Raw genomic sequence first — 17,111 nt, 5'->3', positions numbered from 1 at the left:
CGTTCGGGAAGGGCTCAGGTGCGCAGTCCGAGGAGATACCCCCGGAGCGGCACCGACACGACCACCACCGGCACCCGCACCCGACCGACCACCCGCACGGGCGAGCGGGCGGGGCGAGATGGGGGTACCCCCATGCGGAGCCATGGGGGAGGGGCGGGCAAACAAAACCAAATTCAGCACGCCGCGCCGCGGCTTGGCATCGCCCCTTCGACCAGATACGCCTCAACCGTCGAGACCACGCACCGGTTGTGCGCGAAGTACGCACCGTGCCCCTCACCCCGGTACGTGAGCACCCGGCTGCCGTTCCCGAGCGCCGCCGCCATCCGCGCCGCCCCGGCATACGGCGTCGCCGGATCCGCCGTCGTGCTGACGAGCAGCGCCTGCGGCGCCGTGGGGGCCGCCACCCGGCGGGACGCGGGGTCGCCGGGCGCCCAGCCCGTGCAGGAGAGCAGGGTCGCCTCGATGGCCGAGCCGAACACCGGGGAGGCGGCCGCGAAGCGGCCGTCGAGGGCGTGCACGCCGGCGGCACTGTGCCGCTCCGGCGTATCGCGGCAGTCGATCGCGAGCTTGGCCATCTCGTAGTTGTCCGGTGTCGACCAGGCCGACGGCGTCGCGGCGGAGGCCACGCCGAGCTGGCCGGGGTAGGCGAGCTGCATCATCGGCTCGCCGTCACCGCCGTGCAGCGCGCTGAGCGCTTCGCGCAGGTAGGGCCAGTCGTCCTTGGAGTACAGCGCGTTCTGCACGCCCTGCAGATAGCCCGCCCGGTCCAGCCGGCCGGACACGGTCGCGAGACCGCCCGCGTCGAGGCCGCGGCCGGCCGCCGCGATGCCGGCGACCACTTCGGGGCCGGTGCGGCCCGGCACCGGGCAGCCGCGCGCCGCGCAGTCCGCCGCGAAGTCGCCCAGGGCGTGCTGGAAGGCCGCGGCCTGGGCCAGCGCCGTCTCCGTGTCGTCCAGCGTCGGGTCCGGCACCCCGTCCAGCACCATCCGGCCGGTGTGCTGCGGGAATTCGTGCGCGTAGACGGAGCCGAGGCGGCCGCCGTAGGAGAAGCCGAGGTAGGTCAGGCGGTCGTCACCGAGGGCGGACCGTACGACGTCGAGGTCCCTTGCGGCATTCGGGGTGCCCACCCAGGGCAGCAGTCCGCCGGAGTGCTTGCGGCAGGCTTGCGCCACCTGGCGGGCCTGGGCCACCGGGTCGGTGGCGGTCACACCCGAGAGGTCACCGCAGTCCACCGGGGAGCTGCGGCCGGTGCCGCGGGGGTCGAAGCCGACGAGGTCGTAGCGGCTGTTGAGGTGGGCCAGCTGGCCGGCCGCGGTGCGTTCGGCCAGTTCCGTGATGCCGGGGATGCCGGGGCCGCCGAAGTTCACCACGAGCGAGCCGAGGCGCGGGCCTGGGCCCGTCGCCGGTATGCGGCTCACCGCGATGTCCAGGTCGCCGGATTTCTCCGGGTCGGCGTAGTCGCGGGGCACGGTGAGGGTGCCGCACTCCAGGGAGGCGGGGCCCTGGACTCCGGAGCAGCCGGCCCAGGTGATGTTCTGGTCGTACGGGGTGCGGGTGGCCGAGCTCTTCGCCTGCGGCGGGGCTGCGAGGGCGGTGGCCGTCAGGGCCGCGGCGACGGCGGCGACGGTTCTTATGCGGGCCATGAAATCAACGTAGGTCGGTTCTTTCCTGCCCGCCCGTTCGCCCGCCCTCCCCCGTAGCTCCGCATGGGGGTACCCCCATCTCGCCCCGCCCGCTCGCCCGTGCGGGTGGTCGGTCGGGTGCGGGTGCCGGTGGTGGTCGTGTCGGTGCCGCTCCGGGGGTATCTCCTCGGACTGCGCACCTGAGCCCTTCCCGAACGTTCCAGCGGGAGTCGTGCGCAGTCCTGCGGGGACACCCCCGGATCGTCCCCTCCCCACCGCCGGCGTCTGCACATCCGTGGAGGGCGGGGGTGAGGCCGGTCGGGGGCGCCGCCAACCACGCCTCACCCCCAGCCGGACTCCTTGCGCCGCAGCACCCCGTCACGCACGGGCGTGCGGTCGCCGACGTCGGCCCACCCCCGGAGGGGGCTCAGCCCCGGAGGGGGCTCAGCCTCGGAGGGCCACTGCGGCTACTCGGGGGAGGTCGAGGCGGCGTTCGTAGAGGAGGTAGCGGGGGTGCCGGTGGGGGGCGTAGGGGGTGTACGGGGGCGTTGGGGGGTGCCAGGGAGGGTGGGGGTGGGTGGAGGTGATGTTGAGGGAGAGGCGGGTCACGCCGGTGAGGGGGGAGGCGGTGGCGCCGGCGGCGGTGAGGAGGAGGTCGGTGAGGAGGTGGTCGACGGGCGCGCGGCCGGAGTCGCGGTCGTAGCGGAGGAGGTCGAGGGTGAGCCCGTCCCGGCCCCAGGGGACGAAGCCGAGGAGGGCGCAGGTGCGCCCGTTGGGGTCGCGGCACTCCGCGAGGAGGTAGTCCCCGTCTGCGGGGTCGCCGAGCCGCCCGAGGGCGGCGGCGAAGCGGCGTTCTGCAGGATGCCGGCGCCATGCGTCGGCGAGCTGCCCGAGGCGGCGGAATTCGTCGGCGTCGATGGCGGCCTGCCGCCGGTGGGCGGTGGTGTAGCCGGCGTCGGCGACGAGCCGGTGCGCCCCGATGAGCGCGGTGCCGTCCGCCGTGAAGGACGCCACGTCCACCACCGCTTCCTCGCCGGAGGCGAAACCGTGGAAGCCGGCCGCTTCGTAGGCCTCCACGGCGTCGGGTCCGGCGTTGGTGACCGCGGCGACCCAGGCGTGGCGGTGGGTGTGGGTGAGCCAGTTGGCGACGGCGGCGGGCCAGGCGTCGCGGGGGCCGAGGGGGTCGCCGGTGGCGAGGGCGACGCCGTTGACGACGCGGTAGAGGATCGCGGCGTCGCGGGACGGGGTCCAGCAGACGGATTTGTCGCGGCGCAGGGCGAAGTAGCCGAGTGAGTCGCGGCGGCCGTAGGCGCGGAGAAGGGCGCGGAGCCGGCGTTCGTCGGCGGGGTCGAGGCGGGCCCGGCCGCGGGGGGCGCGGAAGAAGGCCAGCAGGACGACGAGCATCAGGGCGACGCTGAGGATGTTGATGGCCAGGTCGGTCCAGCCGGGCACGGTGATGCCGGGCAGGTCGAAGAGGCCGGAGACGGTCAGGACGCGTACGACCGCGTAGCGCAGGCTGGCGCTCCACTGGCGGGGCGGCACCTCGTCGGTGGCGTGGACCAGCAGGGTGCCGACGCCGACGGCGATGACCGCGCCGATGAGCAGGCTGGTCAGGCCGAGTGCGACGTTGCCGGGTTCGCCGCGGACGTTGAAGAGCGGGCGGGAGACCAGCAGGGCGGTGAGGAAGAGCAGGGTGATGCCGAGGGAGGCCCAGTTGAAGGGGTGGCCGCGGGATTCGCGGACGGCGGCGATGGTGGTGGCGATGGTGAGGGTGTAGGCCACGGTCAGGACGGTGGTGACGATCCAGGCGGCGCGTTTGCGGCGGCGCAGGCTGATCGACAGGACCAGGGCGAGGGCGGCGCCGGTGAAGCCGGGGCTGACCAGGAAGGCGGTGACGTATTCGCCGTTGGTGGCGGCGCGCACCCGGTCGCGGAAGGGGACGACGGCGCCGGTGACGACGTTGACGGCGGTGGCGGCCCGCAGGTACCAGACGGCGGCGGCGGCGCCGGGGTCGCGCAGCGGGCGCAGCACCCGGGCGAGCAGCACTTCGACGCGGGAGGGCGGCAGGTCGACGATGGTGGCGCGGGTCGGCGGGGCCTTGGTCAGGGACACCGGGTTGGGGGCGCCGGCGACGGCGTCCATGGCGCGGGTCTTCAGGACGACCATCCGCCGGTGGATGCGGTCCTCGCGGCGTTCCGCGCGGGCCATCCGGCGCGGCCTGCTGCCGTAGCGCCAGCGGGCCCAGGGGCTGGCGGGCCGGGCGAGGCGCAGGGCGCCGATGACGGCGAGGAAGGGCAGCATCACGCCGAGCAGGCCGGTCCACACCTTGCCCTTGAGCAGGCAGAGCACGACGAAGCCGAGCAGGAGGGCGGCGACGGCGTAGGGGGTCCAGGAGGTGCCGCCGACGTAGCCGCCGAGGGGGGCCTGGCCGATGAGGAGCAGGCCGATGACGGAGACCGCGAGGATGACCGCGTCGACGGACTGCCGGCCCTCCTCGCGCCAGTAGACGTCCTCCAGGTGCAGGACCAGGGCGAATTCGTCCAGGACCAGGCCGCAGCCGGCGCCGAAGACGAAGGCGAGGATGTCGTGGGCGAGCGGGCCGCCGTGGACGGCGAAGGAGCCGACGCCGCCGACGATCATCATCACCTGGCCGAAGACGACGTGGTGGATGTGCAGTCCGCCGGGCTGGACGTTGCCGGGCCACCAGGACACTCCCCTGCGGATCATCCGGACGCTGAAGCGGATGAAGAGGAACGACCCGAGCAGGCCGGCGAGCAGCAGGAACAGCGGTGTCCGGCCGCCGGTGCCGGAAATCTCCACCCTGACGGCCTCGGTCAGCGACCAGTGCCCCATGGGGACCAGCGTGGTGGTCGTGGACGCACCGGGCCGGGCGGCGCGCCGGGCGGCATGATCCGGGTACGCCGAAGGCCCCCCGTGGAGAACGGAGGGCCTTCGCTTCAGGTGCGCCGCCAGGGACTCGAACCCCGGACCCGCTGATTAAGAGTCAGCTGCTCTAACCAACTGAGCTAGCGGCGCCTGCTGACGTCGTAGACATTAGCACCCACCCCGGCGACCTGGAAAATCGATAGCGGTCACGCCCTTCCCCGCACCCCGACCAGGGCGGGAGGGGTGGACACGGGGACGGTTCTGGCGGCCCGGACGCAGGCCCAGAGCAGGATGTCGGGGCCCGGCAGCCAGGGGTGGCGGGTGTCGGGGGCGACGACCCAGCGGGACATCCCGGTGCCGTCGCAGGCGTCGGCGGCGGGGTCCTCGCAGAGCGGCGGGACGGTCACCGCGTCGCCGGCTCCGTGGCACAGCATCGGCGGGACGGCGGCGGCCCACTCCTCCCAGCCGAGCAGCGAGGGCAGCCGCTGGGCGGTGCCGGGGGAGACCAGCAGCAGGACCCGGCCGCGGTGGACGGCGACCGGTCCGCTGCCGGGTCCCGAGGCCCAGAGCTGTTCGAGCACCCGGCGCCCGAAGAGGGCGGTGAGGTTGACCACGTCGAAGGTCCTGCCGCAGGGCAGGACGCTCGGGGCGCCCGGACGGGCCGACCACAGGGCCTCGACGCTGCGTGGGAAGGCGCTCGCGGAGGCCAGCCAGGCGGCCCCTTCCGGGGTGACAAACGCAGTGTGCTGCCGCCGTTGGGCCTCGGAGACGATCCCGACGACGCTGGTGCTCCCCTGCCATTCATCCATGGCATCTACAGGTACCGCCCCGCCGGGCGGCGTCCGGGCAAATCCGCCGAATACGCGACAGGGACGGGGAGGAGGCGTACCCTGCCGAACCCACGGCGACCGGTCCGTTACGGGGTGACACCGCCGCCGGCGATCAGGCTCTGGCCGTACTCGGCCATCTTCTTGGCGTAGTCCTCGGTCCAGCCGGCCTGTTCCGCCAGGTCGGCCGCGGTGAGCCGGTCGAATCGGCGGGGGTCGGTGAGCTGGGCGGCGGCGATGGCCTGGAATTCGCTCGCCCGATCGGCAGCGGTACGGAACGCCTGCTCCAGCTCGGTGGCCCTGGCCAGCAGCTGCCGGGGGTCGTCCATCGAGTCCAGCTCGAAGAAGCGGTCGCCGCCGGTGTCGGTGGGCGCACCGGGTTCGAACAGCAGCGGGGCGGGGCGTTTGGGCCGGTCGGCGCGGGGGTCACGTGACTCGCGGGACGGGCGAGCCGGTCGCGGCTCGGACATGCGGTACCTCCGGGGTCGGTTCCGCCTTCCATTGTCCCGCGTCCGCGCAAGTCCCCCCAGGGCCTCGCTCAGGGGCGCCAGCCCACCCGGTGTTCCGCGAGGTGGGCGAGCACGGCGTGGTTGGCCTCCCAGCCGTCGGGGAATTTCACGGTGACGCCGAGGCGCACCGGCTCCGAGGACGGGTGCTCGTCCAGCAGGTCCGCCACGCCGGCCCGGCAGACCACGATGCAGGCGTGCCGGTGGCGGGAGGCCAGGACGCACAGCCGGCCCGTCTCCAGGTGGAAGGCGGTGGCGTCCGGGCGCCCCGACAGCGGGTGCAGGACGACGGTGACGTCGAACTCCCTGCCCTGCAAGCGGTTCGCGGTGTCCACCGCGACCCCGCCGGGGCCGGCGGGCACCCCGAGCGCGGCCAGCGCGGCGCGCACCGCGGCGGCCTGGTCGCGGTGCGCGGTGCCGACCGCGATCCGGTCGGCGGTCAGCGGCGCGGGGTCCTTGCCGCGCTCGGAATACGTCACCCCGCCGCGGTCCAGCAGTCGCCGTACGACCGCGGCGACGGCGCGTACCGCCTCGGGGTCGGTACGCGGGGTGTGCCGCGCGGGCAGTTCCAGCAGCCCCCACCCGGACGCGGCCGCCTCGTCCAGCACCCGGTCGGGCCCGCCGCCGTCCCCCGGCACCCCGAAGCCCAGCCGCCGGTCGCCGTGCCCCGTACCGCTCCTGAACGGCGTGTACGGGTAGAACGCCCGCGACACCAGCGGCGCCGCCGACGCCGGCAGGCGCCACGACACCGGCAACCGGTGCTGCGGCAGCCCCGGGTTGTGCGCCAGCAGCGTGACCACCGCGCTCGCGGACGGGTCCCAGCTCAGCCCGGCCCACTGCTCGGCGCCGACCACGCTGAAGGGGTCGAGCTGCCCCGGGTCCCCGACGAAGAGCGCCCGCTCGAACAGCCCCGCGACCTGGAGCAGCGCGTCGGACCGCATCTGGTAGGCCTCGTCCACGATGGCGTGCCGCCAGGGCTCGACGTCCTTGACGTACGCCCATTTCGCGGCCGTCGCGATCACCACCGTACGGTCGCGGAGGTCGGCGACCGAGGAGGACTTCAAGACCTCGGGGTGCCGGTCGAGCACCGGGTCAGGGGGCGAGTCCGCGCCGTGCAGCCGGCCCACCGGCAGCGTCGGCTCGGCGGTGGCGAGCCGGTCCGCGAGGTCGTCCACCTGGGCGTTCGTCTGCGCGACGATCATCAACCGCTCCCCGGCGGCGGCCAGTTCGCGGGCCGCGCGCACCACGAGCGTCGACTTCCCCGCCCCGGGCGGCGAGTCCACGACCACACCGCGGGCGGTGCCGTGCAGCGTGCTGTCCAGGATCGCCGCGGTCGCCGCGGCGGCCTCGGCCCCCGGGTCGAACCGCTCGCCGGGCCCGTCGGTCGCGTCCGCGCCCCGCGTCACAGGAAGTCCTCCGCCGTCACGATGTCCGGTACGTCACCAGGTCCGCTGCCGCCCGCGCCGGGCGGCCCGCCGTGCGTCCACGGCGTCGCCTCCGCCTCCGGCAGCGCGGGCCCGCCGCGCGGGTCGTGCGCGAACAGCGTGAACGTCACCCTCTCCCCCACCTCCGGCACCGAGCCTTCCCGCGGCGCCTTGCCCGTACCCATCCCGCCGGTGAGCCTGACCGTGACGGTGCACCGATCGGGCTCCTGGGCGGCCACGACCGCCAGCACGTCGGCCGTCTGGGCCGACTTCGCGTCCGGGAGGGCGCGGTAGGCCTTCACGCCCGGGTCCGCCTGGGGGACGTCGGGGGTGGCCACGGTCAGCACCGGGCGGGGCATCGGGCGGCGGCCCTCCGAATACGTCATCTCCACGGCGAGCACCGTGCCCGCGAAGGCCTCGCCGGCCAGCCGCCTGGCCGCCATCACCAGCGGGTCGTCCAGCGCCTCCTGCGCGAAGAGCCGGGCCTGGGCGGTCTCGCGGCCCGCGAGCTTCTGCGCGGCCGTCACGGCGTCGTCGCGCTTCGGCTGCGGCGGCTCGCCCGCGCGCACGCGGTCGCGGTGGCCGGTGAAGGACCAGCGGTCACGCTTCCAGCGCTCGGCCACATGCGCGCCCTCGGGCAGCGCCCGCAGCAGGTCCACGCCGTGCCACACGTCGTCCCACGTCGGCTGCAACTGCGAGGCGACCAGCCGCCGCACATCCGCCTCCGCGACCCGCAGCGGGCCCGCCGTGCCCGCCGACCTGGCCGCGTCGTAGCGCTCCAGCGCCGGGGCCAGCACGCGGTTGTCGAACACCGGGTCGGTGGCCGGCCCCGCCGGCGGGCTCAACAGCAGCCCGTACCGGTCGCGCCCGGTCTGCGCGCGGGCCGCCGCGGCCGGCCCGTCCATCCCCGGCGGCGGGTCGATCCAGCCCAGCAGCCCACCCAGGTGCTGGTCCTCCATCGCGCTCTGGCCGGTGGCCCAGTGCCGCGTCAGCAGGTCCGTCATCGCGACCAGCAGCGCACTGCCGGGCGTACGCGCCCGCTCGGCCCAGTGCGTGAGCCAGCGCCCCAGCAGCGGCACAGGAACCGGCACCGGGTGCGGGGCCTCCGGGTCCTCGACCGTCCGCAGATAGCGGGTGGACCGGCCGAGCAGCCGTACGTACTCCAGCGCCGCGCTGTTCGGCACGATCACCTGCGGGGCGTCGGCGCAGACCTCCGTCTCCTCCCGGTTGCGGGTGGCCGGCTCCGTCTCGACGTCGTCGGCGTACCCCTCGACCACCGGGAGGATCGCCGCGGCCAGGCCCGCGAAGAAGTCGAAGCGCTGGGTGCGGTCGAGCGGCTGCGGCACCACGAGGACGGTCGGGGCGGTTCGCTCGGTGCCGAGCATCGCCCCGAGCGGGGCGCCGGCCTCACCCGCGGTGGTCAGCGGCACGAACACGAGGGGTTTCTCGGCGAGCCACCGGTGCCGCACCGTCGCGGCGGGCACGGCCCGCCCGCGGGCCACGGCCTCCGCACGGGCCAGCACATTCATCAACGTCACGCGACACCGCCAAGCGGGTGCCCTTGCGGTACGGTGCCGCCCCTTTGCGGGTACCTCTGCGGTCGCCGGACCACCGGCGGGTTCATGGTCGCGCGCGCGGTTCCCCGCGCCCCCAGGTGGGTGCCCCCTGCGGTGGCGCCGCCTGCCTGCGGCTGCGTGGGGGCTTGTCGCGCGGTTCCCCGCGCCCCCAGGTGGTTGCCACTTGCGGTGGCGTTGCTTTCTCTCCCGCCTCTTCGGCGGGGCGCGCAGTTCCCCGCGCCCCTGAAAAACGCTTGCCCTCCTGCGCGCGGAGCCCCTGGCAGGGACCAGCGCCTGACGGCGGGAGACGCGAGCCCGAAGGGGCGCGGGGAACTGCGCGCCCCGCCACGACGCACCGCGACTGTGAACGCGACAAAACGAGGCACCCACCCAGGGGCGCGAGGAACCGCGCGACAAGCCCCCATCGGGCCGCAGGCAAGCGACGCACCGCAAGAGGCACCCACCTGGGGGCGCGGGGAACTGCGCGCGCGACCACGACGGCGCCGCGGGCAAGCGGCGCACCGCAAGGGGCACCCGCCCAGGGGCGCGGGGAACCGCGCGGAACTCCGAGGGCCGGGAGCGGGGCGGCGGGTCACGACGCGGGGTCCGCGCGGAGCGCTTCGGCTCGGAGCGCCGCCGCACGGCGAAGCGCGCTGACCGCGGGGTCGTCGTCAACGCCGCAGGGGGCGGAAGCGGCCGCGGACAGGACCGCGGTGACCGTGGTGAGCGCGCCGAGGTCAGACCGCAGACCCCGGCCCAGCGCGTCGACGGAGTCGGCCGCGCGCGCACGGTCACGGCAGTGGAAGGCCAGCTCGCAGCTGGCGAGGCACTCGGGGGCGTAGGCGGCCGGGACGGATTCCACCGCGGCGGTGAGGTCGGGGCGGGGCCGGGCCACGTCGAAGGTGGTGCCCTCGGGGAGCGCCGCGGCGATCTCGTCGATGCGGGTGAGCCGGGCGAGCTGGCGCCGGGTGACGGCGAGCTGCCTGCGGACGTCGACCCACTCCGCGGTGGGCAGGTTGGAGAAGTCCTTGGGGCAGACCAGGAGCACGTCGGTGCGGGTGCGGCCCGGTTCGATCGCGTCGAGGGCCAGGACGTAGACCGCCGCCTGCCGGGCGGCCGCGCCGACCTTCATGGCGTCGGCGCCGCCGTCCAGGATGGGGAAGGACTTGATCTCGGCGACGGTCCAGGCGCCGTCGGGGGCGACGGCGACCGCGTCGGGTTCGAGGAAGACCGTGGAGCCGGCGACCTCAAGGGCCAGCAGCGGGTGGTCGAGCAGGATCCAGGACCCGGGCCTGGCTTCGGCCAGGGCCAGCTTGGTGCGGGCGGCCCGCCCCTCGGGGCCCGCCGCGCCGAGGTCGGGGACCTCCGCGTGCGCCCCGTCGGCGCCCAGCAGCCGCAGCAGCTCGGCGCAGCCGCCTGCTTTGACCCTGGCCTCGAAGGCGTGGCCGCGGGAGAAGGCGAACCGGGACTGGCCGAAACGGGCCGGCGCTCCCAGCGCCTCGGCGACCGCGCCCTTGTCGACGCCGGCGGCGTCGAGCAGGGCGCGGCGCCGGCAGCCGGGGTTCGCGGCGAGCGCGGCCAGTGCGCGCGCGTCGAGCGGTCGGGGCGCGACGTCGGGCCCGCGCAGAACGGCCAGCCGCTCCCGCAGCGTGTGGTGCACAGTTCTCACCCGCGAAAGTGTGGCACCCGCATACGACATCCCCCCGCACCCACCCCAGCCCGAGGCACGAACTCCGCCGCGTACGCGCCCGTACGGCACCGCTGGAGAACCCGCCGAAGACACCTGGCACCGCTCACCCCGCTGGGTCAGCGGCCGCAGGCACCCGCCGGACGGCAACCGCGACAGCCCCCCAGGGGCCCGCCGGACGGCGCCCGCCGCCGGACAGCGGCCGAGGGACCTGCCGGGACACGGCACCCGGCGGCGGACAGTCGCCCTGGAGCTGGAGTCAGGGCCTGTCGTTTGGATCTCCTTGAGGAAGGAGCGGTGTCCGGTGCGTGCGGCTGCAAGGCGGAGGAAGGAGGCGACGCGGTGGGGGCGCCTCCCGGCCGTCAGGACAGGGGGAGTCGTCGACCGACGACAACGCTGGGGGCACCTCCCGCCGAAGGCAGGGGGCAGATGTGCGTGCCGGACACCGCGACGCCGCGGAGATCCGAACGACAGACCTTAGGACATCCGGCTGCGCTCGCCGCGCCCAGCGGCTTCGCTGCCGTCGCCCGCCTCCGGGCCGTCTGGCCCCACCGGCACCGACCGGGGGGACGGCACCTTCCTGGGGTCGGCGGCTTCTGCGGGCTTCATCAGGTCGAGGGGCTGGGTGGCGGGGGTGCCGCTCGTGGCGACCGTGACGGACTGCTGCGGGGCGAACCGGCCGCGGATCTTGAGGTGGGCGCGGTCGACGAGGCGCAGGGCGGGGCGGGCCAGGAGGAAGCCGACGCCCATCGTGGCGACACCGGCCGCCGCGTCCATCAGGTAGTGGTTGGCGGTGCCCATGACCACCAGGGCGGTGGTCAGCGGGTAGAGGACGCCGAGTGCGCGGACGACGCGGTGGCGGCCGTAACGGAAGAGCATGATGCCGCACCACAGGGACCAGCCGACGTGGAGGCTGGGCATGGCCGCGTACTGGTTGGTGAGGTGGCCCAGGCCGCGGGGGGCGCTCGCGTCGGTGCCCCACCAGCCGTAGGAGCCGTACTGCGCCATCGTGTCCATGAAGCCGTGCGCGCCGGGCAGCAGGCGCGGCGGGGCGGTCGGGACGAGGGTGAAGCCGATCAGGCCGATCAGGGTGGAGATGAGCAGCCAGGTGCGGGCCAGCCGGTAGTGCGTGGGGCGGCGGAGCCAGAGCCAGACCAGGATCGACGGGGTGACCACGTAGTGCAGCGACGCGTAGGCGAAGTCCGCGGGCACGCCGAGGAAGGCGTGCTGGGTGAAGAGCTGGTTGAACCAGCGCTCGGGGTCGAGGTGGGTCAGCTGCTCGAAGTGCAGGATGTCAGCGCCGTGTTCGACCGCGTCGTCCACATCGCCGCGCACCATGAGTCTCGCGGCCGAGTACAGCCCGTAGACCACGGCGATAAGCGGCAGCTCGGTCCACCAGCGCAATCTGCCACGGTAGGCGGCAGCTCGCGGCGCGGTGGCGGTGATCGTCATGCGGGCGTCTCTCCAGGTTCTCCGAAAGGCCGCAGGCGGCGGTCATGGACTTGTCGCGTACCCTCTACCGTACGACGTACGCTAAACCGTACGCACACCGCCCCGGCCATGGCGTCAGAACCCCGATTTTCCATGGCGTTCAACGCTCGTACGGTGTTCAACCTTTCCTCGCCGGGGTATGCAAGGCGAAGGACGCCCGGCGCACCGTCCCGGGTTGCCTCCCCGTGTCATAAGAGAGACCTGTTCGTAAGCAACCGCAGCAACCGCGCACCGCAGCGAAGGACGAGAACAAGAGATCCCGATGTCCGTGACCCAGCCGGTCAGTCCCCCACGGCGCCGTGCCCCACGCAATTCGCTCAACCCCGACCGTATCCTCGATGCCGCGATCACCCTGCTCGACCGCGACGGCGCCGAGGCCTTCACCATGCGCGGCCTCGCCCAGCAGCTCGGTGTCGGCACGATGGCCGTCTACTCGCACTTCCGTGGCAAGGACGAGATCAGTGACGCCGTCGCCCAGCGGCTGCTGGACACGATAGAGCTTCCGCCGGGTGGTTCGGAGGACCCGAAAAGTGAATTGCGCGAGGTGTGCGTCGGGGTGTACCGGCTGTTCACCGAACATCCGTCCGCGCTCGAACTGCTGGCGGGCCGGCCGCTGCGCGGCGACGACGCGATCGCGCTGATCGACCGGATGCTGGGGCTGCTGCAGCGGGTCGGCCTCGGCCGCGCGGACGCCGCGCACGCGCATGTCGCCCTGATGCAGTACACGGTGGGGTCCGCGCTGTGGAACACCCGGCGGGCCCGCGTGCTGTGCCAGGAGGGCGCCAGGGACCGGGTGCGGGCCAAGATCGCCGCGCTGCCCAGCGACACCTACCCGGCGCTGGTCGCGCTCGCGCCCGAGCTGCTGTGCCCCAAGAGCGAGGGCACGGGGCAGTTCGAGTACGGCCTCGACGGGTTGCTGCGGGGGCTGCTGGGCGGCACACCGCAGGTCTGAGCGATGATGGGGGCTTCCCCGTCCCCGCAAGAGAGGCCGCCCTGCATGGCTGCGCGCATCCTTCTGGTCAGGCACGGCCAGACGGAATGGTCCCTGTCCGGCCGCCACACCGGCCGTACCGACATCCCGCTGACCGAGGAGGGCCGCAGGACGGCCCGGCTGCTCGGCGACCGGCTCGCGGGCCGGCCCTGGGACGGGCTGCGCGACGCCGAGGTGCGCACCAGCCCGCTGCTGCGGGCCGCGGACACCTGCCACCTGGCGGGCTTCACCGGCGCCAAGGAGTGGGACGCGCTGCTGGAGTGGGACTACGGCGACTACGAGGGCCGCACCCCGGCCCAGCTGCAGGAGCTGCGGCCGGGCTGGAGCATCTGGCGGGACGGGGTGCCGAACGGCGAGTCGCCCGACGACGTGGCGGTGCGCGCGGACGACGTGGTCGCCTGGGCCAGGTCGGCGCCGCGCGATGTGCTGGTCTTCGCGCACGGCCATGTGCTGCGCATGCTCGGCGCCCGCTGGCTGGGGCTGCCGCCGTCCTTCGGCGCGGCGCTGCGGCTGGACCCGGCGTCGCTGTCGGTACTCGGATGGGCGTACGGCGAGCCCGCGATCGAGCGCTGGAACGACACCGGCCACCTGGGGTGAGGCGGCCGCGGCGGCGGGCCGTGTCCGCCGGGCAGGACGCCGGCGCCGGTCGGCGGGCCCGACCGGGTAGCGTTCGGAAGGCGGCGGGAGCCGCGGACCGACGGTACGTACTCGATGGAGGCTTCACCATGGCAACCACCCGCACCGCGACCACCCAGTGGAAGGGCGCGCTGATCGGCGGCGCCGGCACCGTGTCGCTCGACACCTCGGGCGTCGGCACCTACGAGGTCTCCTGGCCCTCGCGCGCCGAGGCCGCCAACGGCAAGACCAGCCCGGAGGAGCTGATCGCCGCGGCCCACTCCTCGTGCTACTCGATGGCCCTCTCGCACGGCCTGGCCGGCGCCGGCACCCCGCCGGAGACCGTGCAGACGGTCGCGAACGTCACCTTCCAGCCCGGCGAGGGCATCACCGGCATCACGCTGTCGGTGAAGGCCCGTGTCCCCGGCCTGTCGGCCGAGGCCTTCGAGGCGGCCGCGCAGGACGCGAAGGCGAACTGCCCGGTCAGCAAGGCGCTCGCGGGCGTGGACATCACCCTTGAGGCCGAACTGCTCAGCTGAGCCAGGGTCGTTCGGGTCAGCGGCGGGTGACGCGTATCTTCCAGTCGCCCGCCGCGTCGCGGCCGTCCACCGTGAAGGTGACGTGCGCCGCCTTGTCGGTGTAGGTCTGGCCGGCGGTGAAGGGCGCGTCGTTCAGGGAGTTGAAGGCGCCGCTGCTGAAGTCGCAGGCGGAGGTGCCCGGGTGGCCGTCCACGACGGTGACCGGGCCCTTGCCCGAGTCGATGTCGGTACGCACCCGGTAGGCCAGCACGCCCTGGCGGCAGGCGTCGTGGTCGTCGCCGACGGCGGCCCTGGCCTCGATCACGAAGACCCCGGTGGGCCCGTAGGGGATGATCACGGCCTTGCGCCCGCCGGGCACCTCCACCGGGCTGAGGTGGTAGGTGGTGGTGCCGCGCGAGGTGACGCAGGCGATCTGGCGGTCGGTGAGCCAGCCGAGCCGCCACTTGTGCCAGGCGAAGAGGTCCCCTTGCAGGCCCCAGTCCAGCGACATGGTGTCCCACTGGCCGGCGAGCCGGTCGGTGTGCTGGAAGTCGTCGGCGGAGTAGAGGTCGGGCAGCCCGAAGTCGTGGCCGTTCTCGTGGCTGAGGACCCGTGAACCCGACTGGTCGTGGCCGTAGATGAGCGAGACCTTGTTAAGCTGGGCGCCTTCGTCGGTGGTGGCGGCCGAAGCGCCGGTCCAGGTGACGGAGAGCACCGCCTCGTCGGCGGGCGGGCCCGCGTTGGGCGTGACCAGGACGTTGACCAGGTCGTAGCCGCGGAAGTCTATGCCCGCGTCGGCGGCCATGAGCAGGTCGCGCATCATCGCGGTGTGCGCGTCCCATCCGTAGCCGCGGCCTATCCCGTACGCGCTGAAGGGCCGCGGCATGCGTATGTAGCGCAGCACCGGCGTGGACTCGTAGTCGAGCTTGCCGTACGACGCGGCCGTGTACCACTGCTTGACCGCGGGGAAGAACTCGGCGTACCGCTCGCGGGCGCTGTAGGGCGCGGGGGTGTCCGGGAAGTCGATCAGCAGGGTCAGGGCGTGGACCGTGCCGGTGGACGGGGCGAACTCGGCGTCGGGGCCGCGGTCGGTGGAGTCCGAGAAGCCCTCGGACATGGCCACGCCGGGGACGGCGCGCAGCGCGCAGGGCCGGGCGGCGGGCGGGGAGGCGGGCAGCGCGGGCGGGCCGCTCCCCGCGGACACCGAGCTGCCGACGGCGAGCAGCCCGGCCGCCCCGAGCGCCGCCATCCGGGCGCCCCGCGCGGCGAGCCGCCGCACACCGCCGGGGGCCGGTGCGCTACCCCGGCCGGCCGGCACCGTCACCACCCGGTGCGCTCTCGGTGACCTTGACCGCCCAGTCGCCGTTCTGCTCGTGGCCGGTGACGGTGACGCAGGTGGTGCCGTCGGGCAGGGCGTAGGACTCCCCCACGCCGAGCGGCGCGTCGGCCAGCGGCGGGTAGACCGAGGTGCCGGCGCAGGCGGAGGTGCCGGGGTGGCCGTCGACGACGTCGATCGGCCCGTCGCCGGACTCGCGGTCGGAGCGCACCTCGTAGAGCAGGACGCCCTGCCGGCAGGCGGTCCAGTCGTTGCCCGTGGCACCGCGCGCCTCGACGGCCAGCGCGGTGTCGGCGCCGGTGCGGACGACCAGCAGCTTGGTGCCGCCGCGGACCTCGTCGGGGCTGAGGCCGTAGTAGGTCGTGCCGAGGCCGGTCACGCAGCCGACCTGGTCGGGCCGCAGCCAGCCGAGCTTCCACTTGTGCCAGGCGAAGGGCTCGGGGGCCAGGCCGAACTGGCTGCCCATCAGGTCCCAGTCGCCGACGTGGGTGTCCCAGTCCGCGTTGCTGCCGACCGGCGGGCGGTAGTAGAGGTCGGGCAGGTCGAAGACGTGGCCGGTCTCGTGGGCGAGCACGTTGCGGTCCGGGGGGTGCCGTTCGAAGACGGTCACCAGGCGGGCCAGCGGGTTGCCGTCGAGGGTGACGGGCGAGGCGAGGTTGACGACCTTGGTGGCGTCGGAGTCCACGCCGGGCGCGTCGGGGTCGGCGACGAGGTAGACCACGTCGTAGCCGCTGAAGTCCACCACCGGGTCGGCCGCGGTGAGGGCGTCGCGCAGGTACGCGGTCCGGTCGGCGGCCCGCCAGTCGCGGCTGATGGCGTACGCGGTCGCCGAGCGCGGCATCGGCACCCAGTGGTCCACGGTGTGCAGGTGCAGCCGGAACTGCCCGTAGGACGCCTCGTCGTAGAAGTCACCGGTGGCCGGGTAGTGGTCGGCGGCGACCTCCTGCGGGGTCAGCGAGGGGGCCGCGTCGGGGAAGGACAGGAAGACCATCAGGGCCCGCACGTCGCCCTTCGCCTCGGCATAGCCGCCGGGGGCGGTGTCCACGCCCTCGGAGTGGTGCGCCTGGGTGCGCGGCAGCAGGCACGCGGCGGACGCGGGGGCCGCGTGCGCGGACGGTCCGGTGGCCAGCGTCCAGGCGACCAGTGCGCTCAGCACGAAGGCCCCGGACGCCGCCGAGCGCGCCCCGCGCGGGCCCCAGGGCGCCTTCGCGGCGCCACGCGCGGGCCGAACGCTTCCAGCGCCCCGTGTGTCGCCTGCCGAGATGCCTGACCGCCGCACATGGACCTCCGGGGAGGGTTCGCGAGCCCGTTCGGGACACCTCGACCACCTTGCTATGGATTGCGGTGGTATGCGGGGTTCGACTGCTCCACCCGGGTGGTGCGCGGGGCTCCGGGCACGGCGAACACCTGGACGGCCGACGGCACTACGTTCCGTAACAGCGCAGGTGAAGCGATCAGGATCGGCGCCCAATCGCGCAGAAACGGTCGGCCCGCGGGAGCCCGTGCGGAGAATCACCACCGCAACGCTGGATCGCCTGCTCCAACAGCCCATATGATCGCGTGCGAGACGAGCGCGACACGGGGAGCAGGCCATGGGCGGACCCGCGGGCGGCCCCGGCGTCGACCCCGAAAGCACAGCACAGGTCATCACA

At 74.3% G+C, this 17,111-nt stretch carries 13 protein-coding genes and 1 tRNA gene; 3 read left to right on the top strand and 11 right to left on the bottom strand.

Translation table 11 applies throughout. From position 1 onward, the window contains the following. Window positions 1–173: 173 nt before the first annotated feature. The 9 genes from OG900_27010 to OG900_26970 all read right to left on the bottom strand — a co-directional run bounded on the left by OG900_27010 (window position 174) and on the right by OG900_26970 (window position 11,960). Complete coding sequence (locus OG900_27010) at window positions 174–1,643, bottom strand: alpha/beta hydrolase (protein WUH93404.1); 1,470 nt, start codon at window positions 1,641–1,643, stop codon at window positions 174–176. Between the two features lie 423 nt (window positions 1,644–2,066). Continuing rightward, window positions 2,067–4,475: a phosphatidylglycerol lysyltransferase domain-containing protein gene (locus OG900_27005; protein WUH93403.1), complete on the bottom strand. Its 2,409-nt coding sequence runs from the start codon at window positions 4,473–4,475 to the stop codon at window positions 2,067–2,069. A 109-nt stretch (window positions 4,476–4,584) separates the two neighbouring features. Further along, window positions 4,585–4,658, bottom strand: a tRNA-Lys gene (locus OG900_27000). A gap of 56 nt (window positions 4,659–4,714) precedes the next feature. Next, window positions 4,715–5,317: a hypothetical protein gene (locus OG900_26995; GenBank protein WUH93402.1), complete on the bottom strand. Its 603-nt coding sequence runs from the start codon at window positions 5,315–5,317 to the stop codon at window positions 4,715–4,717. 107 nt (window positions 5,318–5,424) lie between these two features. Then, a complete protein-coding gene (locus tag OG900_26990; GenBank protein WUH93401.1) occupies window positions 5,425–5,805 on the bottom strand; it encodes a hypothetical protein in 381 nt (126 codons plus the stop codon). Window positions 5,806–5,873: 68 nt separating this feature from the next. Continuing rightward, window positions 5,874–7,247, bottom strand: a complete 1,374-nt coding sequence (locus tag OG900_26985; GenBank protein WUH93400.1) for an AAA family ATPase — start codon at window positions 7,245–7,247, stop codon at window positions 5,874–5,876. Next, window positions 7,244–8,803 carry a hypothetical protein gene (locus OG900_26980; GenBank protein WUH93399.1) on the bottom strand — a complete coding sequence of 520 codons (1,560 nt, stop codon included), beginning with the start codon at window positions 8,801–8,803 and terminating at the stop codon, window positions 7,244–7,246. Before OG900_26980 ends, OG900_26985 begins: the two co-directional genes overlap by 4 nt. Window positions 8,804–9,413: 610 nt before the next feature. After that, window positions 9,414–10,490, bottom strand: coding sequence for a hypothetical protein (locus OG900_26975; protein WUH93398.1), 1,077 nt, complete (start codon window positions 10,488–10,490; stop codon window positions 9,414–9,416). Between the two features lie 495 nt (window positions 10,491–10,985). Further along, entirely contained in the window at window positions 10,986–11,960 is a 975-nt protein-coding gene (locus OG900_26970; protein ID WUH93397.1) for a phosphatase PAP2 family protein, read from the bottom strand. A gap of 301 nt (window positions 11,961–12,261) precedes the next feature. Here OG900_26970 and OG900_26965 point away from each other — a divergent pair, with 301 nt between their 5' ends. The 3 genes from OG900_26965 to OG900_26955 all read left to right on the top strand — a co-directional run bounded on the left by OG900_26965 (window position 12,262) and on the right by OG900_26955 (window position 14,144). Then, complete coding sequence (locus tag OG900_26965) at window positions 12,262–12,951, top strand: TetR/AcrR family transcriptional regulator (GenBank protein ID WUH93396.1); 690 nt, start codon at window positions 12,262–12,264, stop codon at window positions 12,949–12,951. Window positions 12,952–12,996: 45 nt separating this feature from the next. Further along, window positions 12,997–13,587 (top strand): histidine phosphatase family protein, encoded by a 591-nt coding sequence (locus tag OG900_26960; protein ID WUH93395.1) that lies wholly within the window; start codon window positions 12,997–12,999, stop codon window positions 13,585–13,587. 128 nt (window positions 13,588–13,715) lie between these two features. Then, window positions 13,716–14,144, top strand: coding sequence for an OsmC family peroxiredoxin (locus OG900_26955; protein ID WUH93394.1), 429 nt, complete (start codon window positions 13,716–13,718; stop codon window positions 14,142–14,144). 16 nt (window positions 14,145–14,160) lie between these two features. Here OG900_26955 and OG900_26950 read toward each other — a convergent pair whose 3' ends face one another. Further along, window positions 14,161–15,441, bottom strand: a complete 1,281-nt coding sequence (locus tag OG900_26950; GenBank protein WUH93393.1) for a M6 family metalloprotease domain-containing protein — start codon at window positions 15,439–15,441, stop codon at window positions 14,161–14,163. Further along, window positions 15,422–16,615 carry a M6 family metalloprotease domain-containing protein gene (locus tag OG900_26945; GenBank protein WUH93392.1) on the bottom strand — a complete coding sequence of 398 codons (1,194 nt, stop codon included), beginning with the start codon at window positions 16,613–16,615 and terminating at the stop codon, window positions 15,422–15,424. The genes OG900_26950 and OG900_26945 overlap by 20 nt, the downstream gene beginning before the upstream one ends. Window positions 16,616–17,111: the final 496 nt, after the last annotated feature.

The sequence above is a fragment of the Streptomyces sp. NBC_00433 genome (assembly GCA_036015235.1).
In the GTDB taxonomy this organism is placed as follows: Bacteria; Actinomycetota; Actinomycetes; order Streptomycetales; family Streptomycetaceae; genus Actinacidiphila.
The sequence above is the reverse complement of the archived record's forward strand: the minus strand, read 5'-3'. Positions and strand labels throughout refer to the sequence as shown.